22 protein-coding genes are annotated in these 21,930 nt (G+C 61.8%); 13 read left to right on the forward strand and 9 right to left on the reverse strand.

The genetic code is table 11. The features are described from left to right. Positions 1-32: 32 nt before the first annotated feature. Complete coding sequence (locus CO671_RS00485; RefSeq protein ID WP_097604072.1) at positions 33-1,061, forward strand: serine hydrolase; 1,029 nt, start codon at positions 33-35, stop codon at positions 1,059-1,061. 90 nt (positions 1,062-1,151) lie between these two features. Next, on the forward strand, positions 1,152-2,309 hold the full coding sequence (locus tag CO671_RS00490; protein WP_097603897.1) for a GGDEF domain-containing protein: 1,158 nt from the start codon (positions 1,152-1,154) through the stop codon (positions 2,307-2,309). Positions 2,310-2,317: 8 nt separating this feature from the next. Here the strand turns inward: CO671_RS00490 and cysE are convergent, their stop codons facing one another. The 5 genes from cysE to CO671_RS00515 form a co-directional block, all read right to left on the reverse strand. Beyond that, on the reverse strand, positions 2,318-3,136 hold the full coding sequence (gene cysE / locus CO671_RS00495; protein WP_097604073.1) for a serine O-acetyltransferase: 819 nt from the start codon (positions 3,134-3,136) through the stop codon (positions 2,318-2,320). 198 nt (positions 3,137-3,334) lie between these two features. Beyond that, on the reverse strand, positions 3,335-3,838 hold the full coding sequence (locus CO671_RS00500) for a GNAT family N-acetyltransferase (protein WP_097603898.1): 504 nt from the start codon (positions 3,836-3,838) through the stop codon (positions 3,335-3,337). A 16-nt stretch (positions 3,839-3,854) separates the two neighbouring features. After that, on the reverse strand, positions 3,855-4,844 hold the full coding sequence (locus CO671_RS00505; protein ID WP_097604074.1) for a WD40 repeat domain-containing protein: 990 nt from the start codon (positions 4,842-4,844) through the stop codon (positions 3,855-3,857). Further along, on the reverse strand, positions 4,844-5,941 hold the full coding sequence (locus CO671_RS00510) for a GTP-binding protein (RefSeq protein WP_097603899.1): 1,098 nt from the start codon (positions 5,939-5,941) through the stop codon (positions 4,844-4,846). The genes CO671_RS00505 and CO671_RS00510 overlap by 1 nt, the downstream gene beginning before the upstream one ends. A gap of 142 nt (positions 5,942-6,083) precedes the next feature. Then, on the reverse strand, positions 6,084-6,872 hold the full coding sequence (locus CO671_RS00515; RefSeq protein WP_097603900.1) for a creatininase family protein: 789 nt from the start codon (positions 6,870-6,872) through the stop codon (positions 6,084-6,086). Between the two features lie 85 nt (positions 6,873-6,957). On the opposite strand from CO671_RS00515, the gene CO671_RS00520 reads away from it, so the two are divergent. The 3 genes from CO671_RS00520 (at position 6,958) to CO671_RS00530 (ending at position 9,596) form a co-directional block, all read left to right on the forward strand. Continuing rightward, entirely contained in the window at positions 6,958-7,470 is a 513-nt protein-coding gene (locus CO671_RS00520; RefSeq protein ID WP_041683777.1) for a MarR family winged helix-turn-helix transcriptional regulator, read from the forward strand. A gap of 119 nt (positions 7,471-7,589) precedes the next feature. Then, positions 7,590-8,612: a LacI family DNA-binding transcriptional regulator gene (locus CO671_RS00525; protein WP_020922290.1), complete on the forward strand. Its 1,023-nt coding sequence runs from the start codon at positions 7,590-7,592 to the stop codon at positions 8,610-8,612. 27 nt (positions 8,613-8,639) lie between these two features. Continuing rightward, positions 8,640-9,596: a 2-hydroxyacid dehydrogenase gene (locus CO671_RS00530; protein ID WP_097603901.1), complete on the forward strand. Its 957-nt coding sequence runs from the start codon at positions 8,640-8,642 to the stop codon at positions 9,594-9,596. Positions 9,597-9,636: 40 nt separating this feature from the next. Here CO671_RS00530 and CO671_RS00535 read toward each other — a convergent pair whose 3' ends face one another. Continuing rightward, positions 9,637-10,416 (reverse strand): gamma-glutamyl-gamma-aminobutyrate hydrolase family protein, encoded by a 780-nt coding sequence (locus CO671_RS00535; protein WP_097603902.1) that lies wholly within the window; start codon positions 10,414-10,416, stop codon positions 9,637-9,639. Here CO671_RS00535 and CO671_RS00540 point away from each other — a divergent pair. After that, positions 10,394-10,603 (forward strand): hypothetical protein, encoded by a 210-nt coding sequence (locus CO671_RS00540; RefSeq protein WP_097664189.1) that lies wholly within the window; start codon positions 10,394-10,396, stop codon positions 10,601-10,603. The two genes, CO671_RS00535 and CO671_RS00540, sit on opposite strands and share 23 nt — an antisense overlap. A 104-nt stretch (positions 10,604-10,707) precedes the next feature. Further along, positions 10,708-11,814, forward strand: a complete 1,107-nt coding sequence (locus CO671_RS00545; protein ID WP_038691341.1) for a TRAP transporter substrate-binding protein — start codon at positions 10,708-10,710, stop codon at positions 11,812-11,814. A gap of 193 nt (positions 11,815-12,007) precedes the next feature. Here the strand turns inward: CO671_RS00545 and CO671_RS00550 are convergent, their stop codons facing one another. Further along, a complete protein-coding gene (locus CO671_RS00550; protein ID WP_097603904.1) occupies positions 12,008-13,498 on the reverse strand; it encodes a TRAP transporter large permease subunit in 1,491 nt (496 codons plus the stop codon). Positions 13,499-13,517: 19 nt separating this feature from the next. Beyond that, positions 13,518-14,057, reverse strand: coding sequence for a TRAP transporter small permease subunit (locus CO671_RS00555; RefSeq protein WP_097603905.1), 540 nt, complete (start codon positions 14,055-14,057; stop codon positions 13,518-13,520). 400 nt (positions 14,058-14,457) lie between these two features. On the opposite strand from CO671_RS00555, the gene CO671_RS00560 reads away from it, so the two are divergent. The 6 genes from CO671_RS00560 (at position 14,458) to CO671_RS00585 (ending at position 21,277) form a co-directional block, all read left to right on the forward strand. Next, a complete protein-coding gene (locus CO671_RS00560; RefSeq protein WP_097603906.1) occupies positions 14,458-16,761 on the forward strand; it encodes an EAL domain-containing protein in 2,304 nt (767 codons plus the stop codon). Between the two features lie 144 nt (positions 16,762-16,905). Further along, complete coding sequence (locus tag CO671_RS00565) at positions 16,906-17,658, forward strand: hypothetical protein (protein WP_010031322.1); 753 nt, start codon at positions 16,906-16,908, stop codon at positions 17,656-17,658. A 248-nt stretch (positions 17,659-17,906) separates the two neighbouring features. Continuing rightward, positions 17,907-18,131 (forward strand): aa3-type cytochrome c oxidase subunit IV, encoded by a 225-nt coding sequence (locus CO671_RS00570; protein ID WP_097580418.1) that lies wholly within the window; start codon positions 17,907-17,909, stop codon positions 18,129-18,131. Between the two features lie 200 nt (positions 18,132-18,331). Beyond that, entirely contained in the window at positions 18,332-19,477 is a 1,146-nt protein-coding gene (locus CO671_RS00575) for a Re/Si-specific NAD(P)(+) transhydrogenase subunit alpha (RefSeq protein WP_097603907.1), read from the forward strand. Then, positions 19,477-19,875 (forward strand): proton-translocating transhydrogenase family protein, encoded by a 399-nt coding sequence (locus tag CO671_RS00580; protein ID WP_064683198.1) that lies wholly within the window; start codon positions 19,477-19,479, stop codon positions 19,873-19,875. Before CO671_RS00575 ends, CO671_RS00580 begins: the two co-directional genes overlap by 1 nt. Positions 19,876-19,882: 7 nt before the next feature. After that, entirely contained in the window at positions 19,883-21,277 is a 1,395-nt protein-coding gene (locus CO671_RS00585) for an NAD(P)(+) transhydrogenase (Re/Si-specific) subunit beta (protein WP_097603908.1), read from the forward strand. 34 nt (positions 21,278-21,311) lie between these two features. Here CO671_RS00585 and CO671_RS00590 read toward each other — a convergent pair whose 3' ends face one another. Continuing rightward, complete coding sequence (locus CO671_RS00590) at positions 21,312-21,794, reverse strand: DUF992 domain-containing protein (RefSeq protein ID WP_097603909.1); 483 nt, start codon at positions 21,792-21,794, stop codon at positions 21,312-21,314. Between the last annotated feature and the right edge of the window lie 136 nt (positions 21,795-21,930).

Raw genomic sequence — 21,930 nt, forward strand, 5'->3', positions numbered from 1 at the left:
CCCTGTCGCGGCAATACCTTATCTTGCCCCGCATGGTCCGCGCTCTCTCGCTGCTGTTTTTCTTTTTTCTGTCGCTTGCCGCAGCGGCGCCGGCTGCCGCCCAGAGCACGGCCCGCGCCGTCACCGGGCTTGGTCCGCGTCTCGATCGGGCGGCCAGCGACCCGGCGATGCGGCCGCTCAAAACGGTGATCGTCGCGCGCGGCGGACGCGTGCTTGCCGAACGCGGCTTCCGCGGACATTCTCCGGCGGAATCGGCCAATATCAAATCCGCTTCGAAAGCGATCGTTTCGGCGCTTGTCGGCATCGCCATCGGCAAAGGCCTGCTTGAGGGACCCGATCAGAAGATCGCGCCGATCCTGAAAGCCGATCTGCCTGAAACACCGGATCCGCGTCTCAACGACATCACGATCGGCAATCTTCTCTCCATGCAGACGGGGCTCGATCGCATGTCCGGACCGAATTACGGCCGCTGGGTCTCCTCGCGCAACTGGGTGCGTTTTGCGCTTTCGCAGCCTTTCGTCGATCGGCCCGGCGGCGAAATGCTCTATTCCACCGCATCCACGCATCTGCTTTCGGCCATTCTCACCAGGGTCGGCCGCCGCTCGACGCTGGCGTTGGCGCGCGATTGGCTCGGCCCGGTCGAGGGTTTTCGCATCGGTGCATGGGAGCAGGATCCGCAGGGCATCTATCTCGGCGGCAATCAGATGGCGATGAGCGCGCGCTCCTTGCTTGCCTTCGGCGAACTCTATCGCAACGGCGGCAAGACCGCCGAAGGCCGCCAGGTCGTCCCCGGGGACTGGATTTCCCAGTCATGGCAGCATCAGACCAACTCACGTTTCTCCGGCGATGAATATGGCTATGGCTGGTTCACCCGGCAGATCGGCGGCGAGCAGGTGCATTTTGCCTGGGGTTACGGCGGTCAGATGCTCTATATCGTGCCGTCGCTCGATCTGACGGTCGTCATGACTTCCGAGGAGAGCGGCCCCTCGGCGCGAAACGGCTACAGAGATCTGCTGCACGGCCTGCTGGCGGATATCATCGGCGCGGTGCGGGCCGCTTGAAAAAACGGTGATCGATAAATTTTTAGCAAAGCCTCCAATCAAACCGCAAAAGGCTTCCTGTAGGGTCCGCGAGAATTTCGGGAAAGCGTCATGCTGCTGGATCTCAGGACGATCTATTTTATTGTTGCCGTGAGCTGTTTCGTGCTGGGCATTCTCCAGCTTGCAGCCTATGCCACTGGCCGCTTCGACAGGTGGCCGCTCTGCTGGGGTTTAAGCAACCTGCTTGTCGGCGTCGGATCCTTCCTCGTCGCGCTGCGCGGTATCGTTCCCTATTCGGTTTCGGTCGACGGCGGCAATATCGTCACCATCGCTGGCTACATGCTGATGTTCTTTGCCGTGCGCATCTTTTCCGGACGGGGTCTCGACCAACGCTATTTCTGGCTTGCGATCCTCCTCGTCAGCGTGCCTGTCGTGCTTATCGTCAGCGACCCCACCGCGGTATCGGCAAGGCTCCTCTATGTCTCCGTCATCTGCTGCCTCTGCGATCTTGCCATTGCGAGGGAAGCCGTCAGCATCGTCCGGCGCGAAAGGCTGTATTCGGCAGCCCTGCTTGTCGGTCTTTACATTTGCACAGCGATGATTTTTGCCGCGCGCAGCATTCTTGCGGCAACCGGCGAGATCGGCGGGCCGGATCCTTTCGGCGCCAGCGCGGCTCATAGCTGGATGGCGGTGTCGGCCGTCGCCTTCATCATGCTGCGCAGCATGGCGATGGTGCTGATGGCGGCCGAGCGTAGCCGAAATCAGCTGACCGAACTCGCCCATCACGATCCGCTGACCGGTGCGCTCAATCGCGGGGGACTTGCCCAGCGTTTGCCCGCTCTCGGCTCTCAGCCGGTTTCGCTGCTGATCATCGATATCGACCATTTCAAACAGCTGAACGATAGGCACGGCCACGCCGCCGGCGACGAGATCCTGCGGCTCTTTGTCAATGTTTCGAGAAACATCATGCAGCCCCATGATCTGCTCGCCCGGCAAGGCGGCGATGAGTTCCTGGCGGTGCTGAAAAAGGCTTCCCAAGAAGAGGCGGTAGCGATCGCCGAGCGCATTCGTCTCACTTTCGCAGCCGCCGTCATGCAACGGCCGGATCTGGCCGTCTTTCCGACGCTGAGCATCGGCGTCGCCACGCGCGCGCAAAGCGACGGGGATTTCGGGCAGTTGGTCCACAAGGCGGATGAAGCGCTCTATCGCTCGAAGCGCGAAGGCCGCAACCGCGTCGAAGCCTTCTGGGAAAGTCAGCAGGCGGCGTAGCGAAACATCTAGATATTCTGATCCATCGTTTCGGCCGGGATTTCATCGGCGCGGTGAATGCGCACGACCGTGGCCGGCACGCCGGCGACCGTGCAATGTTCGGGAACCGCTTTTAGCACGACGCTGCCGGCGGCGATCTTGCTGAAGGCGCCGATTTCGATATTGCCGAGAATCTTGGCGCCGGCGCCGATCATCACGCCGTGGCGGATCTTCGGGTGGCGGTCGCCGGTTTCCTTGCCGGTGCCGCCGAGCGTCACATTCTGCAGGATCGATACTTCGTCCTCGATCACTGCGGTTTCGCCGATGACAATGCCCGAGCCATGATCGAGCATGATGGAAGCGCCGATCCGTGCGGCCGGATGGATATCCGGGCCGAAGACCAGCGAGGCAAGATTGGAGAGCCAGGTGGCGATTTCCGGCCGGCCGGCATTCCAGAGCGCGTGGGCGATGCGGTGCGTCTGCAGCGCATGAAAACCCTTAAGGTTGAGGAGCGCGTGCAGGAACGTCGTGCAGGCCGGGTCGCGCTCGCGCACGGCTGCGAGATCGGCCTCGATCTTCCGCATGATATCGTCGGTGAGGGTGGAGAGGATAAGATCGAACAGATTGCCTGTTTCCACCTGCGTCACCGAAAGCCGCGCCGCCAGCACCCGGGCGATGATCTCATTGTTGCCGGTGGCATCCGTTACCTCTGTGGCCAGCAGCCGTCGCAAGATCGGCTCGCGCACGGCAAGTTCGGCCGCCTCGGCGCGGATCACCGCCCAGACGGAGGCATTGTCCGGGGACGGCGGCTGTTGTTCGGCCAAACCGAGGCCGGTCGATTTCGGCATTCCCGTTTCCTCTGTCAGCGACAGCGCAGCCACTTGCTGCGCGCGGTTCATGTTTCGCCTGGCTAGAGCATGATGCCGAAAAGTGTGAGCGGTTTTCGGACGACATCATGCTCTAACTCTTTAATTTAGAACAGGATGATTTTAGGCCGACCGGGCCTAAAATCATCCTGTTCTAGGGCATTTGGCAAGTCCGATGTTCTACGGCCCTGGATCAGACGGCTGTAGGCCAGGCGTCAGCTCCGGAAGCCGGCGCCAGTGATAGAGCACGTCGGGCTCCTTTTCCTCGTTGTCGAGACCATCGGTTTTTTCCTCGACGGAAAAACCGTGCCGCTCGTAGAAAGCGCGGGCGCCGCTGTTGCGCTGGAACGTCCAGAGCCTGATTTCATCCATCTCCTCCCGGGCGCAGCCGAGCAGCAGGGAGCCGATGCCGATATTCTGGAAATCAGGGAGAACGTAAAGCTGTTCGATCCAGCCGTCACCATAGGCGATAACGCCGACCAGCCGGTTTCCGATCTTGGCGCCGAGGATGGTGCAATTCGGCAGGAGATGCGTGCGCCAGTACTGCTCTTCCTCCTCAGGCGTATGCAGATCCGGCAGCCAAGGCAATCGCCGCCACAGGGCGACGCGCCTGATTGCCGCCGCCGCCTGCATATGCTCGGCGCCAAGCGCCACGATCTCCGGTTCGGTCACGGCGTCGCCCATTGCCGGTAACAGGAACTCACGCCGAAATATCGATGACGCCACAATCGCCGGCTTCGGAGGCGAAAGCGAGCAGCTTGCCGTTTGCGCTCCAGCTCATCGCCGTGATCGCGCCCTTGCCGGGGCGGCGCAGCAGCGCTTCCTTGCTGTCGGCGATGCGTACGGCCAGAATCATGCCGTCGATGAAGCCGATGGCAAGGATGTCCTCCAGCGGATGGAACCTGACCGAGGTCGCCATGATATTGGCGCGGGTGCCGAGTTCGAGCGGCGCCTTGCCCATCGGCCCGTCCTTGCCCTGGAAGGGCCAGACGATGGCTGCGGGCGCGCCCGATGAGGCGAGCCATTTGCCCTTCACCGACCAGGACAGCGATTTCACCTTGGCGGGATAGCCGGTCATGCGCATGTGCCGGGCCTCGGCGCCGGGTTTGCTGTCGAGCTTCCAGCCGTGCAAGGCATTTTCCTGCATCGAAGTGACGAGAAAATTGCCGTCAGGCGAGAAGGTGACGCCGGTATGGGCGCCCTTCCATTCGAGATCGACCGGTTTGGCGCTCGTGCCGACCCAATGCAGCGACACGCCATTGTAACGGGCGGCGGCGATGCGCAGGCCTTTCGGCGCGAAGGCGATGCCTTCGACGGTGCGTTCCTCCGGGAATTCCTTGGTGGTGCCGTCAGCGAGGCGAACGAGCGAGCTCTTGCCATGAGAATAGGCGACGGCGCCCTGCGGGCCGGCCGCGACCTGCGAGATCCACTTGCGCGGCGCCGTCGCGAGTTCGCTGACGCTGCCGTCGGCGGCAATGCGCAGCACCTTGCCGTCCTCGCCGCCCGAGATCAGGCTGTCGCTATAGGGATCGCGGATGGCGGTGAGCATGCCCTGATGGGCCTCGCAAACCCTCTCGCCGCCGTCCAGCCGATGAAACGTGCCGTTTGCGTTTGCGAAGAAGGGGATGTCACCTAAAAATTCGACGGCCAGAACGTGGCCGTCGAGATCAAGCGGTGCAACTGTCGGCATCAGGCGGCTGCCTCGCATGCCTTGAAGGAGGCCTCGAGCTTTTCACGGTCGAGATCGCGGCCGATGAAGACGAGACGGCTTTCATGCTTCTCGCCGTCCTTCCACGGCCGCTGATGATCGCCCTCGATGATCATGTGCACGCCCTGAACGACGTAACGCTCGGGGTCGTCCTTGAAGGCGATGATGCCCTTGAGGCGCAGGATGTTCGGGCCTTGAATCTGGGTGACCTTCTGGATCCAGGGGAAGAAGCGCTCCGGGTTCATCTCGCCGCCGCGCAGCGACACCGACTGCACCGTGACATCGTGAATCGCCGACATCGCGCCATGATGGTGATGCTCATGGTCGTGATGGTGGTGGTCGTGATCATCATGCTGATGATCGTGATCATGGTGATGATGATCGCAATCCGGGCCGCAGACATGATCGTCATGGCCGTGCTCGAGGAAATGCGGATCGTTTTCGAGCGCACGCTCCAGGTTGAAGGCGCCCTGGTCGAGCACACGGGCGAGGTCGACGCCCGAGCGGCTGGTCTTGTAAACGCGGGCGGCCGGGTTGATGGCGCGGACGATGTCTTCGATCACGTCAAGTTCTTCGGTGGTCACCAGGTCACTCTTGTTGATGACGACGACGTCGGCGAAGGCGATCTGATCTTCGGCCTCGCGACTGTCCTTCAGGCGCAGCGGCAGGTGCTTGGCGTCGACGAGAGCGATGACGGCGTCGAGCTCGGTCTTGGCGCGCACGTCGTCATCCATGAAGAAGGTCTGGGCGACCGGCACCGGATCGGCAAGGCCCGTCGTTTCGACGATGATGCCGTCGAAGCGGCCGGGACGGCGCATCAGGCCTTCGACGACGCGGATCAGGTCGCCGCGCACCGTGCAACAGACGCAGCCATTGTTCATCTCGTAGATCTCTTCATCCGACTCGACGATCAGGTCGTTGTCGATGCCGATCTCGCCGAATTCATTGACGATGACCGCATATTTCTTGCCGTGATTTTCCGACAGGATGCGGTTGAGCAACGTCGTCTTGCCGGCACCGAGATAACCGGTGAGCACGGTGACGGGAATGGGCTTCAGGGTGGCTGTCGCGTCGGTCATGAGAACCTCTAGGATTAGGCGTGGGCCGAGCGTTTTGGATCGGCTGCTTAAACGGTTGGTCTCATATAATGGCATGGGCGCGGCAGTTCAAAGGGTTTTATAATGTTATAAGATCACATCATCTGCCGGTGCGGATCCGTCTTCACCGGAACTCGCCGACGTCGAAGGCATCGACATCTTCCAGCAGTTCCACCAGGCCCCTTACCGCATGGGCAATCAGCGCCTCGCCCTTTTCAGCCGTCGCCGCCATGGCATTGCCTGCCACGCCTTCGGCATTGAGATCCGACATCTTCCAGCCGAAGGCGTGCGGCCCGTAGGCGCGCAGATGTTTGAAGCGTTCGGCAAATTCCGTCTGTCGCGAAGGGAAATCTGCGGCCTTCGCCATATCAACCCTGTCAGGATGAAGCGCCAGCATGACCGAGGTCTCGATGTCGCCGCCATGAATGCCGATCGCCTTTTCCCCCGGCGGGATCACCCCGTCCGGCAGGCCGAAGCGGGTCCAGCTCGTCGCCACGGCCAGCATAGCAAAGCGGACCCGCGCCTCGGTTGCGACGATGGTCATCAGGGGCGAGTTGCCGCCATGGGCGTTCAGCATCACCAATTTGCGGGTACCCTGCTTGGCCAGGCCTTCGGCAATGCCGAGCCAGCGGTGGACCGCCTCGTCGAAGGCGCGCGTCTTTGTTCCTTCAACATCCATATGCTCTATGGAGTAGCCGACCGATTCGGCGGGCAGGAAGGTGACCGGCAGACCGGCGGGCAGGGCCGCCTTCAATCGTTGGGCGATGCCTTCGGCAATCAGCGTGTCGGTTTCGAAGGGCAGGTGAGGGCCGTGCTGCTCATGAGCACCAAGCGGCAGCACGGCGATCGGGCGGCGCGGGGCAGGGGTCGAGGCCGGGCGGCTTTCGTCGAAGCGGGGCGAAGGCGTCATCATCCGGTCGTTGCCTCTTGTTTATGACGAGATCCTGGGCAATGTCATATCGCAGCGGCGTCGGGGCTTAAAGATCAAAGGGATGGCTATGGGAAAGAAGCATAAGGACGGCAAGAAGAGCAAGTCCAAGAAGAAGGACCAGACGGAGTATACGCTCGTCGATCTCTCGCCGGCGCTGACCCAGGCGGCTCGTTCCATGCGTACGGTGCTGTCGCGCAACCTGTTCGAAAGCGGCCTCTATGCCGGCCAGGACGGCGTCATTCTCTCGCTCGCCGAGAGCGACGGCATGACGGCGGGCGGCCTTGCCCAAAAGCTCGGCGTCAAGGCGCCGACGATGACCCGCACGATCGGCCGCATGGAGGCGCAGGGCTTCCTCGAGCGCAAGCCCGATGCCGAGGATGCGCGCCTGACCAAGGTCTATCTCACGGCGCTCGGCCGTGACAGCGTGCGGGCGATCGAGATGGCGGCCTCGGCCTGCGACCGGCTGGCGACGCTGGAATTTTCAGAAAAGGAAATCCGCAATCTCGTGCGTCTGCTGAAGGCGATCGACGCCAATCTGCAGGCCGAAGCGCTTCCTTTGGAAGAACCTGATGAAGACTGAAATTTCGCTGAAAAGACGAATTGCTTCCGCCTGTTAAATCTTTTAATTAAACATTTTAAGGGACCGCGCCGGTTTTCCGACGCGGTCTGCTGTCTTGCGTGCTGCCTGGAGGAGGACACGTGGTCCAGAAGATCAAGCTTTCGACAATCGCCGAAACGCTCGGCATTTCAACGGCGACCGTATCGCTCGCCTTGCGCGACAGTCCGCTGGTTGCCGGCAATACGCGGGAGAAGATCAAGGAACAGGCGCGCGCGCTCGGCTACATCTACAATCGCCGTGCCGCCAGCCTGCGCACCTCGCGCTCCGGCATCATCGGCGTCGTCGTGCACGACATCATGAACCCCTTCTACGGCGAGATCCTGAAGGCGATCGAAAGCGAGCTCGATCGCAGCCGCCACACCTTCATCCTTTCCAACCATTACGACAATGTCGAAAAGCAGCGCACCTTCATCGAAACGCTCCTGCAGCTCGGCGGCGACGGCGTCATCATGTCGCCGGCGATCGGCACGCCGCCGGAAGATCTGCAGCTGGCGGAGGAAAACGGCATGCCGGCAATCCTTGTCGCCCGCTCGATGGACGGTCTGGAACTGCCGACCTATCGCGGTGACGACAGTTACGGCATTTCTCTTGCCACCAACCACCTGATCGGCCTCGGTCACCGCTCGATCGCGATGATCGGCGGCACGGACCAGACGTCCACCGGCCGCGACCGCTACCAGGGTTATGTCAATGCGCTGCGCAAGGCCGGCATCGAGGTCGATCCGAACCTGCGTATTCCCGGTCCGCGCTCGAAGCAGGGCGGTTTCGAGGCCGCGGTGCATTTCCTCTCGCTGCCGCAGAAGCCGACGGCCGCCGTCTGCTGGAACGATCTCGTCGCCATCGGCCTGATGAACGGCATTGCCCGTGCCGGACTGGTGCCGGGGCGCGACATTTCCGTCACCGGTTATGACGATCTCGAGGAAGCTTCGATCGCCACACCGGCGCTGACGACCGTCTGGAACGGCCAGACCGAAGTCGGCCGTCTGGCTGCGCGCGCGCTTCTCGATCGTCTCGCCGGCAGCCACGAACCTGACGGCATGCATCTCATCAAGCCGGAAATGCGCATCCGCCAGTCGACCAGTCCCCATCGGCCACGCGCCTGAACCAGACCCCGTCCAAGAGGAAAAGCCATGTCCCGCATCGCCATTCTCGTTCCTGGGAAGATACACGAGCGTGTTCTCGAAAGGCTGAAGGATCGTTTTGAGATCATTGCCGTCGCCCGCGAGGAGAAGCTGGCACTCGACGGCGAGACAGCCGGCCGCATCCGCGGCGTCGCCGTCTCCGGCGCTTTTCCCGGCGCCTGGATGGACCAGCTGCCTGACGTCGAGGTGATCGCCAGCTTCGGCGTCGGTTATGACGGTATGGATGTAAAACGGGCAGCCGAAAAGGGCATCATCGTCACCAATACGCCTGACGTTCTGAACGACGAGGTTGCCGACACGGCGATCGGCCTGCTCTTGAACACGATCCGCGAATTGCCGCGGGCCGAAGCCTGGCTGCGCGCGGGCAACTGGAAGCCGGGCACGGCCTATCCGCTGTCGCGTTTCTCGCTCAAGGGCCGTCATGTCGGGCTCTACGGCCTCGGCCGCATCGGGCTCGAGATTGCCAAACGGCTGGAGCCGTTCAAGGTGAAGATCAGCTATCACACGCGGTCGCGCCATGCCGACGCGCCCTATGATTATTACCCGACGTTGAAAGGACTGGCCGAGGCGGTGGACACATTGATCGCTATCGTTCCGAAGACGCCGCAGACGCATAAGACGATCGATGCCGATATCCTCGCCGCTCTCGGTCCGAACGGCATCCTCGTCAATGTCGGCCGCGGCTGGACGGTGGATGAAGAGGCGCTGAGTGCGGCTCTGGCGTCAGGCGCGCTCGGCGCGGCCGGCCTCGACGTCTTCTATGAAGAGCCGACCGTGCCGGCGACGCTCATGGAACCGGCCAATGCCGTGCTGCTGCCGCACGTCGCCTCGGCCTCCGTGCCCACGCGCAATGCGATGGCCGATCTGGTGGCCGACAATCTGATCGCCTGGTTCGAGAAGGGGACGGCACTGACGCCGGTGCCGGAGACACCGCAAAAGGTTTAGACGCGATGGTTCAAGCGGGCGCGCTTGACCTGGCCAGTGGTCAGGCGATCGCCTGCGCCGCGGTCACGGGCAGTTTGGCGGCGGCGTAACTGCGGACGGCGTCGCCGAAGGCGGCAAACAGCCGGTTCGACGTCTTGTCGGTTTCGGCCCAATATTCCGGATGCCATTGCACGCCGACGGCGAAGGCCTTGGCATCGATGACGGAAACGGCCTCCACGGTGCCGTCCTCGGCGGTGGCCTCCACCTGCAGGCGCGGCGCGGTCCTGGCGATCGCCTGACGATGCAACGAGTTGACGCGGATATCGCCCGGGCCGAGGATGCCGGCAATGCAGGACCCTTCCTTGACGTGGACAGTCTGGCGGATGGCGTACATGCCGTCACGGTCGACTCCTTCCGGCCGGCGATGGTCCCAGATGCCGGGTTGCTCGTGGATCTCGCTTGCCAGCGAGCCGCCGAGAGCGACATTCAGCTCTTGAATGCCGCGGCAGATGGCGAGCAGCGGGATGGCGCGATCGATGGCGCGGCGGATGAGCGGCAGGCTTGTGGCGTCGCGGGCGGGATCGAAGGGACCGTCCTTGTCATTCGCCTCGGCGCCGTAAAGCGAAGGATGCACATTGCTGGCCGAGCCCGATACCAGCAGACCATCGACGCGGTCGAGGATTGCGTCTGTGTCGAAGCCCGCCTCGAAAGCCGGGATGACAAAGGCCATGACGCCGGCCGCATTCAACGCGGCACTGAGATATTGATGCTGCACGGCGTGCCAGGTCGCGCCGTCGAAGCTGCGGATATCGGCAGGAATGGCAACGATCGGTTTCGTCATGTTCGCCCCGGTGAAATCTTCTGCTTGTCGTTTCTGCCGCCAGAATGGCCGCGAAGTCAACGTTTGGCTGCAGCTGGCGGCCGATTTCCGCCAGCGCCTCGCCGTGGCGTCTGTCCTCGCGGCTAAGCTGCTGATTTTGATGGGTGCCTGGGTGTTGCCTTATTGCCGTCTTGATGCCAAAGGCTAATAGACTAAAGCTTGAATCGCGGCCCTCGCCATGCTTAGCTCTGCCCTCGCTGCGGGTAGGGGTGAAGATTGGCCGCGCAGTGCCATCTATACGGGAGGTTTTTGATGGATCGTCGTTCGTTTTTCAAGAAGGCGGGAACCGCCGGGGCCGGCGCGGTTGCCGCAACGGCATTGGCAGCGCCTGCGATCGCGCAGGAGAATCCGAAGATCGCGTGGCGCATGACGTCGTCGTTTCCGAAGAGCTTGGATACGATCTATGGCGGTGCCGAAGACATCGCCAAGCATGTTGCCGCCGCAACCGACGGCAATTTCACCATCCAGCCTTTCGCGGCCGGTGAAGTCGTGCCGGGTCTGCAGGCCGTCGATGCGGTGGCTGCCGGTACGGTCGAGGCAGCCCACACCACCTCTTATTATTTCGTCGGCAAGGATCCGACCTACGCCATCGGAACGGCGATCCCCTTCGGCCTCAACAGCCGCCTGACCAATGCCTGGTTTAATGACGGCAACGGCAACAAGCTGATGAACGAGTTTTATGCCACGCAGGGCATGTATGCTTTGCCGGCCGGCAATACCGGTGCCCAGATGGGCGGCTGGTTCCGCAAGGAAATCAATACGCTCGATGACCTGAAGGGCGTCAAGATGCGCATCGCCGGCCTTGCCGGCCGGGTCATGGAGAAGGTCGGCGTCGTCCCGCAGCAGATCGCCGGCGGCGACATCTACCCGGCGCTTGAAAAGGGCACGATCGATGCGGCGGAATTCGTCGGTCCCTATGACGATCTGAAGCTCGGCTTCCACAAGGTGGCGAAATATTACTATTATCCGGGCTGGTGGGAAGGCGGCCCGACGGTGCATGCGTTCTTCAATCTCGACAAATGGAGCAACCTGCCGAAGCACTACCAGGCAGCGCTCACCGACGCCTGCGCCTTCGCCAACACCAACATGCTGGCGAAATACGACACGAAGAACCCGACGGCGCTGAAGCAGCTCGTCGCCGAAGGCGCGACGCTGCGCCCGTTCAGCCAGGAGATCATGGAGGCCTGCTTCCAGGCGGCCATGGGCATCTACGGCGAAATCTCGGCCAACAACCAGTATTTCAAGAAGATCTACGACGACCAGACCGCTTTCAAGCGCGACGCCTATCTGTGGATGCAGCTCTCGGAATACACGTTTGATACGTTCATGATGATCCAGCAGCGGGCCGGCAAGCTCTAATGCATGTCGCCCGGAAGTGTGCGCGGTTCCGGGGCAACGACATGCATAAAAACAAAGAGCTAAAGTGCGTTGCGTGAATCAAATTTGACGCGACGCGCTTTAAGCGCTTCCATCGGCGCCTGACACGAACGCATACCAAAACCCCGGATCGCTTGGTCCGGGGTTTTGTTTTGGCCCTGTTATTTTGGGGGAGTTATTTCGCAGGTGGCGGCGGGGCTCCCGGCAAGCCGAGCGGCGGCAGGTTCAGGCCGGGGATCTGCGGCGTGCCATTGCCGCCGCCGCCCACCGGCGGCAGGCCGAGCTGGCCGCCGAAGCCCGGCACTTCGATCTTGATCGAGTTCGGGTCGACCTTCGGGCCGTGATCCAGCCAGTAGGTGACCGATTGCGGCCAGAAGATCACGATTGCCACCAGGATGATCTGCATGCCGACCCAGGGCAGCGCGCCCATATAGATATCGGAGGTCTTGACGTCCTTGCTGGCGATCGAGCGCAGATAGAAGAGCGCGAAGCCGAAGGGCGGATGCATGAAGCTCGTCTGCATGTTGACGCAGATCAGCACGCCGAACCAGATCAGGTCGATGCCGAGACTGGAAGCGACGGGGGCGAGCATCGGGATGACGATGAAGGCGATTTCGAAGAAATCGAGGAAGAAGGCGAGCACGAAGATGAAGATGTTGACGAAGATCAGGAAGCCGACCGGGCCGCCAGGGATGCCCGAGAGCATGTGCTCGATCCAGCGCGAACCGTCCATGCCCTGGAAGACCAGGCTGAAACAGGTGGAGCCGATCAGGATCATCACCACCATCGAGGTGATATGGGTGGTCGACGTCATCGCCTCACGGATCAGCGGCCAAGTGAGACGGCGATGCAGGGCGGCGAGCCCCATGGCGCCGACCACGCCGAGCGCGCCGGCTTCCGTCGGCGTCGCAAGCCCCATGAAGATCGTGCCGAGCACGAGGAAGATCAGCACGATCGACGGCACCATGCCCATCAGCACTTTGGCGAGCAGCGCCCAGTCAAGGTTGCCGCGCACCTCTTTCGGCAGCGGTGGCATCGATTTCGGCCGGATGATCGACATGACAAGGATGAAGAGGACGAAGATCGCCACCTGCAGGATCGAGGGGCCGATCGCGCCGAGATACATGTCGCCGACCGATCTGCCGAGCTGGTCGGCGAGGACGACGAGGACGAGCGAGGGCGGGATCACCTGGGTGATGGTGCCGGAGGCGGCGATGACGCCGGTGGCAAGGCGCGGGTTGTAACCGTAGCGCAGCATGATCGGCAGCGAGATCACGCCCATGGTGATGACGGAGGCGGCCACCGTGCCGGTGATGGCGCCGAGGACGGCGCCGACCAGGATGACGGCATAGGCGAGGCCGCCGGGAATGCCGCCAAAGAGCTTGCCGGTGCCTTCGAGCAGATCCTCGGCAAGGCCGCAGCGTTCCAGCACCGCGCCCATGAAGGTGAAGAAGGGAATGGCGAGCAGCAGGTCGTTGGAGACGATGCCGAAAAAGCGCAGGGGCAGCGCTTGCAGAAAGGCTTCGCTGAAATGGCCGGTGGCGATGCCGATGATGCCGAAGAACAGGCCGACGGCGGCGAGCGAAAAGGCGACCGGAAAGCCGTAGAGCATGAAGAGGACCATGCCCAGGAACATGGCCGGCGGAATAATGCCGAAATCAAACAAATCCGTTCCTCCCGGGGCGCTATTGCAGCGGCTTTTCGTATTTTGTGTCGATGCTGATATAGCCGGTGAGGGCGGCGATCCGCTTGATCAGCTCGGAAACGCCCTGAAGGGACAGCAGCCCGAAGCCTGCGACCAGGATCAGCTTGACGGGCCAGCGGATCAGTCCGCCGGCATTGCCCGATATTTCCCCCTGCCGGTAGGACAGCGCGAAGAAGGGCCAGCAGAGCCAGGTGAGGAAGATGCAGACGGGGATGAGGAACAGGATGAGGCCGACGATGTCGATCCAGATCTTCGCCTTGTCGGACACGGCGCCATAGATCAGGTCGACGCGGACATGCTCATTGTTGCGCAGCGCATGCGAGGCGCCGAGCATGACGACGAAGGCGAACAGATACCACTGGATTTCCAGCCAGCCGTTCGAACTGTAGTTGAAGGCATAACGGACGATGGCGTTTCCGGCGCTGATCAGACAGCAGAACAGCACCATATATTCGGAAAGTTTGCCCATGATTTGACTGACCGAATCGATCAGCCGGCTTGCCGCCAGAAGTCCCGACATTCGTTTCCCTTATTCTTGTCCTGCCGTTATTCGGCAGCTTACCCTCTTTGGAATCGGTGTAGACCACGGCCTTCGAAATTGGAAGGATAAATGCCGCGCATTGGGGCATAGTCGTATAGCGCCGTCTCCTTTCTTGCGCGGACTTCGGATTTTTCCGAAAACGATTCCGATTTTCGGGGTTGAGGCGGCACCAAGACGGCCGGCCCGCATGGCCGGTAAAGCATTTTAACAACCCAGGCGTGGATGATTATTTCAACAATCTCGCGATAAGGCTGCATTATCACGCCAAGGCTGTGGTGTTCATCCTGGGGTTTTAGAAAATTTGACCAAATGTTTGATTCGATTGAAATCAATTTTTAAAGGGTTGCCTCTAGAATTCCCGCGCACAGGGAAAGTGTGGATGAAGCCAGATAGCCCGAACAGGGTCCCTTTAGATGTGTATCTGTCGTTTGTGAGTTCCCTTTCCGGGAACCGCATGACGCTTCTTGCTGGCGTAATCGTCCACGTGGCGACATGCCTCGCCGTCGCCGCCAAGACACAGTCTTCCGTTTACATTCTCCTCTCTGCCGCCTTCCTTCTGGTCTTCAGCGTGCGCATGGCCATCTTCCGGCAGTTTGACCGTGTCGACAAGGAGAGGCTGTCGCACGCCGGAATCGAGCGTTGGGAGCGGATTCTGGTTGCCGGTGCTGCCTGCACCACGGCATTGCTTGGTATCGCCAGCGGCTACGCGATCTTCGTCGTGCGCGATTCCTTTGCCGAGCTTGCCTGCATTGCCGTCACTATGGCAACCATGGTTTCGGTCGTCGGCCGCAACTACGGTTCGCGCCTCGCGGTCGACCTTCAGACGTTCTCCTGCTGCCTGCCGATGATCGTCTGCAGCCTGTTGGCGCTGGATTTCTACCGCGGTCTCCTGTCGATCTTCCTTATTCCCTTCTGGCTGACGACACGGGCAATGGCGAATGGCGTGCGCGAGTTCCTCTATGAGAACGTCATCGCGCGCCGGGAAATCACCATGATCGCCGACCGTTTCGATACGGCGCTCAACAACATGCCGCATGGCCTGGTGATGGTCGATGCCGAAAACCGTATCCAGGTCGTCAACCGCAAGGCCTGCGAGCTTTTGAGGATCGGTGCGCCGGAGCGGCTGAAGGATCGCGACCTCGGCGCCGTGCTGCGTTATGGCGCGCGTTACAGCTTCATGGATGCCTCGCAGCCGGAGCTCATCCTGCGCCAGCTCACTCAGGTCGCCGACGGCAACCTGTCACGTACGCTCATTCATTTCCCTGAGGACCTGTCGCTCGAATTCTCCGCCAGCCGGAGGGCCGACGGCGGCGCCGTTCTGATCTTCGAAGACGTGTCGAGCCGTGTGAAGGCGGAGCAGAAGATCATGCACATGGTCCGCTTCGATGCGCTGACCGGCCTGCCGAACCGCGAGTATTTCGGGCAACTGGTCCAGGAATATCTCGCCAGGCACCCGCGCAAATCAGGACCGCTCGGCTTCATGGTTCTTGATATCGACGAGTTCAAACATGTCAACGACATGCGTGGTCACGTCACCGGCGACCATCTGCTTTGCGCCATCGCCGCCCGCATCAAGCAGGCTTGCGGCAATGCCATCCTCGGCCGGTTGATGGGCGATCAGTTCATCCTGTTCTTCCCGCATGCGAAGGAGCCCACATCGCTCGAGCTCTCGATTCGCCGCGTGCACGCCGCGATCCAGGGCCATTACGAGGTCGACGAGCTGACCTTCCTGGTGTCGCTCAGCGCCGGCTACGCGATCCTCGAAAGCTCGGCCTTCGCAATGGATGAGTGGAGCGTCAAGGCGGATCTTGCCCTGTTCGAAAGCAAGTCCCGCCTCAAGGGCGGCATATCCGGATTCGAGCGCGAGATGGACGGGCGCTATATCGAGCAGCAGAAGCTGAAGGCTGACCTGCGCGAAGCGGTTTCGGCGCAGGCGCTGCATCTCGTCTTCCAGCCGATGTTCCGGGCCGATGGCACACGGATAGAATGCGCCGAAGCGCTGGCCCGCTGGGTGCATCCGGAGAAGGGCTCGATTCCGCCCGACGTGTTCATCCGGCTTGCCGAAGAGATGGGCATTATCTCCGACATCACCCGTTTCGTCCTGTTCAAGGCCTGCACCGAGTGCATGAGCTGGCCGGACCATATCGCCGTCTCGGTCAACCTCTCGGCGCGCGACCTGCGCGATGCCGATATCCTTTCCGTGGTCGCCGATGCGCTCGCTCATTCCGGCCTCGATGCGGCGCGGCTGCATCTCGAAGTCACCGAAAGCTGCCTGATCGACGAGCCGCAGGCCGTGCGCGCCATCCTGGCGGAGCTGAGGGCCCGCGGCATCACCATCGCCATTGACGATTTCGGCACCGGTTTCTCCAGCCTCAGCTATCTCGATACGCTGCCGCTCGATATCGTCAAGATCGACCGTTCCTTCGTGCGCAACATCGTCGAGGATACCCGCCGTCTCAAGCTGTTGCGCGGCACGGTCCATCTCGCCCGCGAACTCGGCCTGAAGATCGTCATCGAGGGCGTCGAGACCGAGGAGCAGCTTGCGCTGCTCAACAAGCACCGCAGCACCGATCTGGTGCAGGGCTATGTTTTCTCGCAGCCGGTGCCTTCCCAAAACATCCCGCTGTTGCAGCAGGGCATCGGCCGCCGGCCCGTGCAACGTCGCCGCAACAAGGTCGCCTGAGCGCTCTGTGAGCGCCAAGTCTTCCGCTGACAGTCCCCCGCACCGTTAACCTTAATAGTTTATATACGGGCCGAATTATCGGATTTCCTTGCCTAAATTTCACCGGCGTATGATTAATGATCCGTTAACGAGCGGATCGAGAGAATGTCAGAGACACTGTTCAAGCGTGGTGATTTCAGCACGAAAATTTTGGATATTCTGGATCATGTCGAATATCGTCGCGTCGAAAGCAGCGAAGACATGGAACAGGTGGAACGCCTGCGTTACAAGGCTTACAAGGCCCATGACGTCCTGGCGCTCGCTCCGAAAGGGCTGCTTGATGACAGCGATTTCGACAGCCACGCCTATATTTTCGGGTTGTACTATTATGGTGAGCTGATCAGCACGATCCGAGTTCATTATGTGACACCTGATCACCGCCTCAGTCAGTCCGGCGGCGCCTTTCCCGAAGCGATGGACGAACTCCTGGATGCAGGGTTGACCCTGATCGATCCGGCGCGTTTCGCGGCCGATCCGGAACTCACGGCCGATCTGCCCTGGGTTCCCTATCTGACACTGAGACCCACCATTGTTGCGGCCGCCTATTTCCGCGCAGACCGTGTGCTTCAGTTCGTTCGACCGCCGCATGCCGCTTTCTACAAGCGGGTCTTCTATGCCGACACGATCGTCCCCGGCCGGCTGGCGAAGAATTACGGGATCGACATGACGCTGATGGCGACGAATGTGGTCGAGGTCGGGCGCAAGCTGTTGACGCGCTATCCCTTTTTCATCTCCAGCGCCAGCGAGCAACGCATGATGTTCTCGCGCAATCCCAACGACACGCTGCCGCCGCTAACCATCATTCCGACGGCGCGCTTCGTGCCGCAAGGCGAACTCGGCACCGACCTGCCGCTATGATTTCTGGTCCCCGGCGGAGAAGCGATTGCAGCCCGGATCGGGGCGGGTCGGCGACGAGCGGAGATATAAGCTTCGCCGTGGGCGTCTCTGCGCATCTTTCCAGCGGGAGGAAGGGGTTGCCAAGCGCGGCTGCGGCATTCTCATGCATTGCGCTTTCGCCTGTCATTGTGTAATCCCTGCAAATAGGGGCCTCCCTCGCGTGGGCGAGGGATGAGGCAGTGCAGAGGCATTTCAGGGAGACGATATTTATGGCCGAACATCATACCGGACCGGTCGAGACCGGCGCGCCGATGGATTACCGGGAACATGAAAAGACCTACGACATGTTCATCGCGGCCACGAAATACGGCTCGATGCTTCTCATCGTCCTCCTGCTTGCGATGACTGCCGGTTTCTTCGGCGGCGCCGGCCTTCTCGGCGGCCTCTTCGTCTTCATCATTCTTCTCGCTGCCGGCGTCTTCCTGGTCCGCTGATCGCGGCAAAGGGAGGGCTTCGCCGAAGCTTGTGACTGAAGCGCGTTGCGATCGTTCAGATTCGCTGTTCGTGCTTCAGGTCTTTATTTTCTCGCATATCGTTATCGCAGAACCGCCGGACAGTTTTGCGCGACATGCTTAGGTGCTTGGCCTGCGCAGGGAAGCCTGCGGCGGTCTGGCTGACCCGGAGGAGGGGGCAGTTGGGCAATATCGTTTTCGTTGCAAGGGAAAATGCCGGGGAGACGCGTGTCGCGGCCTCCCCCGAGACCGTGAAGAAAATGAAGAGTTTCGGCTTCGACGTCGTCGTCGAGGCCGGTGCCGGGGCGGCGTCACGTATTCCGGATGGAGAGTTCGAGGCGGCCGGCGCCAGGATCGGCAGTTTTGCCGATGCCGCCTCCGCCGACGTGGTACTGAAGGTCCGCCGCCCGAACGAAGAGGAAATCTCATCCTATAAAAGCGGCGCCGCGGTGATCGCCATCATGGATCCCTACGGCAATGACGAAGCGATCGCGGCTCTGGCCAGTGCCGGGCTTTCGGCTTTCGCGATGGAACTGATGCCGCGCATCACCCGCGCCCAATCGATGGACGTGCTGTCGTCCCAGGCCAATCTCGCCGGTTACCAGGCCGTCATCGAGGCGGCGGCGGTCTATGACCGCGCCATGCCGATGATGATGACGGCCGCCGGCACCGTGCCGGCCGCCAAGGTCTTCGTCATGGGTGCCGGCGTCGCCGGCCTCCAGGCGATCGCCACCGCGCGCCGTCTCGGCGCGGCGGTTTCGGCCACCGACGTCCGCCCGGCCGCCAAGGAGCAGGTCGCCTCGCTTGGCGCCAAGTTCATCGCCGTCGAGGACGACGAGTTCAAGGCGGCGGAAACAGCCGGCGGCTATGCCAAGGAAATGTCGGCCGACTATCAGGGCAAGCAGGCTGCACTCGTGGCCGAGCATATTGCCAAGCAGGATATCGTCATCACCACCGCGCTAATCCCCGGTCGCGCCGCGCCGCGGCTGGTTTCACGCGCCATGCTCGCCTCGATGAAGCCGGGTGCCGTTGCCGTCGACCTCGCGGTCGAGCGCGGCGGCAATATCGAGGGCGTCGTCGCCGGCGAGGTCGCCGATGTCGACGGTGTCAAGGTGATCGGTTTTGCCAATATGCCGGGCCGGGTTGCGGCCAGCGCCTCGGCGCTCTACGCCAAGAACCTCGTCACCTTCCTCGAGACCATGGTCAACAAGGAAACCGGCAGCGTCATCGTCAACCTCGACGACGAGCTGGTCAAGGCGACGATGCTGACCTATGCCGGCGACGTGGTTCATCCCGCCTTCGGCGGCGCGAAGAAGGGGGACAACTGATGGCCAGTGAAGCAATGGACAGAGCGCTGGAACAGCTCGACCAGGCGGTGACCGCGGTGATTGCGGCGGCGGCCCAGGCGCCGGAAGCGGCCAGTGCCGCCACCGGCGGGGCGATCGATCCCTTCGTCTTTCAATTCGCGATCTTCGTCCTGTCGATCTTCGTCGGTTATTACGTCGTGTGGTCGGTAACGCCGGCCCTGCATACGCCGCTGATGGCCGTCACCAATGCGATCTCCTCGGTCATCGTCGTCGGCGCGCTGCTGGCGGTCGGCATCTCGACGAGCGGACTTGCGACCGGCTTCGGCTTCGTCGCCCTGGTGCTGGTTTCGGTCAACATCTTCGGCGGCTTCCTCGTCACGCAGCGGATGCTGTCGATGTACCGCAAGAAGGACCGGTGAGCGACCGATGACCAATATCGCAGCCTTCCTCTACCTCGTCTCCGGCGTTCTGTTCATCCTGGCGCTGCGCGGCCTGTCGCATCCGGCCACCAGCCGCAAGGGCAATCTCTACGGCATGGTCGGCATGGGGATCGCGATCCTGACGACGCTGGTGCTGGCGACGCCTGACTTCGGCGGCTTTGTGCTGATCATCCTTGGGCTTGCCATCGGTGGCAGCGTCGGCGCCTATGTCGCCCGCACCATCGCCATGACCTCGATGCCGCAGCTCGTCGCCGGCTTCCATTCGCTGGTCGGACTTGCGGCCGTCCTGGTCGCGGCTTCGGCGCTCTATACGCCGGCCTCGTTCGGCATCGGCGAGATCGGTCATATCCACACCGAGGCGCGTGTCGAGATGGCGCTCGGCGTGGCGATCGGAGCGCTGACCTTCACCGGCTCGATCATCGCCTTCCTGAAGCTCGACGGGCGCATGTCCGGCAAGCCGATCCTGCTGCCCTACCGGCATCTGATCAATGCGGCCCTGCTGGTTCTGATCGTGCTCTTCATCATCGGACTTGCCGCCACCGAAAGCCATTTCGACTTCTGGGCCGTGGTGGCGCTGTCGCTGGCGCTTGGGGTTCTCTTGATCGTGCCGATCGGCGGCGCCGATATGCCCGTTGTCGTTTCGATGCTGAACTCCTATTCGGGATGGGCCGCGGCCGGCATCGGCTTCACGCTCGGCAATCTGGCGCTGATCATCACCGGCGCGCTCGTCGGTTCCTCCGGCGCGATCCTTTCCTACATCATGTGCAAGGGCATGAACCGCTCTTTCATCTCCGTCATCCTCGGCGGCTTCGGCGGCGAGACGGCGGCCAGCGGACCCGATACCTCGGACAGGACCGTCAAGCTCGGCTCGGCCGAGGACGCGGCCTATCTGATGGCGAATGCCTCGAAGGTCCTCATCGTGCCGGGATACGGCATGGCGGTTGCCCAGGCCCAGCATGCGCTTCGCGAACTCGCCGACAATCTCAAGAAGAACGGCGTCGAAGTGAAATATGCCATTCATCCGGTTGCCGGCCGCATGCCCGGCCACATGAATGTGCTGCTCGCCGAAGCGAATGTTCCCTATGACGAAGTCTTCGAACTCGAGGACGTCAATTCGGAATTCGCCCAGGCCGATGTCGCCTATGTCATCGGCGCCAACGACGTCACCAATCCGGCCGCGCGCGACGACAAGACCTCGCCGATCTACGGCATGCCGATCCTCGACGTCGACCGGGCGAAGACCTGCCTCTTCGTCAAGCGCTCGCTCGGCTCCGGTTATGCCGGCATCGACAATACGCTGTTCTACAAGGACGGCACGATGATGCTGCTCGGCGATGCGAAGAAAATGACCGAGGATATCAACAAGGCGATTTCGCATTGATCGAGTGAAATGCAGCGGCCCTCCTGCTGCTTTCTTATGTCTCGCCTGGCACCAGCGTCATCTTCTCGACCCCGATCGCCAGGTTCAGTCCTTCCTGAGCCTGGACGTTCAACGGTTGCAGCATGAACGCTTTGTTGGTGCCGCCGGCGATCACCTTGGCGCCGGCGCCTGCCCCGATGCTCGCATCCGCCCCGATGCCATAATATTCACCGGCCAAGGCGTATTGCGGCATATCCGTACCGGTTTTCGCAAGCACCTGCCAAATCATCACGCTCTTGCCGGTCTGACCGATGTCGAGGCCGAACTTCTCGATTTTGCCGGCGTAGACCGCCTTGGCGCCGCCGGATGCCGGCGTGTAGGTGCAGATCAGGTTCTTCTGCGACGTGATGATCAGACCCTGGCCGCCATTCGATCCGCAGACCAGGCGGCCAAGCGTGACATAGTTTTCCGCGCCGGCCGGGCTTGCCCAGGCTGCGGCCGTCAGAGCCGCGGCTGCGATGATGGTTTGCTTGAACATGGTCTTTCTCCTTGGGAACGACCTGTTCGAAACGGGTGCAGGTGGCGATTGTTCCGGGAGGCTGAAGCACGCGGTATCAAACGTGATTCATGGGATGCGCTCTGGCGCCAGGATTTCCGGGGAAACGCTCCGCCCT

Source organism: Rhizobium sp. M10 (assembly GCF_002531955.1).
GTDB classification, from domain to species: domain Bacteria; phylum Pseudomonadota; class Alphaproteobacteria; order Rhizobiales; family Rhizobiaceae; genus Rhizobium; species Rhizobium etli_C.

What these genes read in the sequence shown, in the direction of transcription:
- CO671_RS00485 (WP_097604072.1), top strand. Translation starts at nt 33, where the DNA reads ATGGTCCGCGCTCTCTCGCTGCTGTTTTTCTTTTTTCTGTCGCTTGCC.
- CO671_RS00490 (WP_097603897.1), top strand. Translation starts at nt 1,152, where the DNA reads ATGCTGCTGGATCTCAGGACGATCTATTTTATTGTTGCCGTGAGCTGT.
- cysE (WP_097604073.1), bottom strand. Translation starts at nt 3,136, where the DNA reads ATGCCGAAATCGACCGGCCTCGGTTTGGCCGAACAACAGCCGCCGTCC.
- CO671_RS00500 (WP_097603898.1), bottom strand. Translation starts at nt 3,838, where the DNA reads ATGGGCGACGCCGTGACCGAACCGGAGATCGTGGCGCTTGGCGCCGAG.
- CO671_RS00505 (WP_097604074.1), bottom strand. Translation starts at nt 4,844, where the DNA reads ATGCCGACAGTTGCACCGCTTGATCTCGACGGCCACGTTCTGGCCGTC.
- CO671_RS00510 (WP_097603899.1), bottom strand. Translation starts at nt 5,941, where the DNA reads ATGACCGACGCGACAGCCACCCTGAAGCCCATTCCCGTCACCGTGCTC.
- CO671_RS00515 (WP_097603900.1), bottom strand. Translation starts at nt 6,872, where the DNA reads ATGATGACGCCTTCGCCCCGCTTCGACGAAAGCCGCCCGGCCTCGACC.
- CO671_RS00520 (WP_041683777.1), top strand. Translation starts at nt 6,958, where the DNA reads ATGGGAAAGAAGCATAAGGACGGCAAGAAGAGCAAGTCCAAGAAGAAG.
- CO671_RS00530 (WP_097603901.1), top strand. Translation starts at nt 8,640, where the DNA reads ATGTCCCGCATCGCCATTCTCGTTCCTGGGAAGATACACGAGCGTGTT.
- CO671_RS00540 (WP_097664189.1), top strand. Translation starts at nt 10,394, where the DNA reads ATGGCAACGATCGGTTTCGTCATGTTCGCCCCGGTGAAATCTTCTGCT.
- CO671_RS00535 (WP_097603902.1), bottom strand. Translation starts at nt 10,416, where the DNA reads ATGACGAAACCGATCGTTGCCATTCCTGCCGATATCCGCAGCTTCGAC.
- CO671_RS00545 (WP_038691341.1), top strand. Translation starts at nt 10,708, where the DNA reads ATGGATCGTCGTTCGTTTTTCAAGAAGGCGGGAACCGCCGGGGCCGGC.
- CO671_RS00555 (WP_097603905.1), bottom strand. Translation starts at nt 14,057, where the DNA reads ATGTCGGGACTTCTGGCGGCAAGCCGGCTGATCGATTCGGTCAGTCAA.
- CO671_RS00560 (WP_097603906.1), top strand. Translation starts at nt 14,458, where the DNA reads ATGAAGCCAGATAGCCCGAACAGGGTCCCTTTAGATGTGTATCTGTCG.
- CO671_RS00565 (WP_010031322.1), top strand. Translation starts at nt 16,906, where the DNA reads ATGTCAGAGACACTGTTCAAGCGTGGTGATTTCAGCACGAAAATTTTG.
- CO671_RS00570 (WP_097580418.1), top strand. Translation starts at nt 17,907, where the DNA reads ATGGCCGAACATCATACCGGACCGGTCGAGACCGGCGCGCCGATGGAT.
- CO671_RS00580 (WP_064683198.1), top strand. Translation starts at nt 19,477, where the DNA reads ATGGCCAGTGAAGCAATGGACAGAGCGCTGGAACAGCTCGACCAGGCG.
- CO671_RS00585 (WP_097603908.1), top strand. Translation starts at nt 19,883, where the DNA reads ATGACCAATATCGCAGCCTTCCTCTACCTCGTCTCCGGCGTTCTGTTC.
- CO671_RS00590 (WP_097603909.1), bottom strand. Translation starts at nt 21,794, where the DNA reads ATGTTCAAGCAAACCATCATCGCAGCCGCGGCTCTGACGGCCGCAGCC.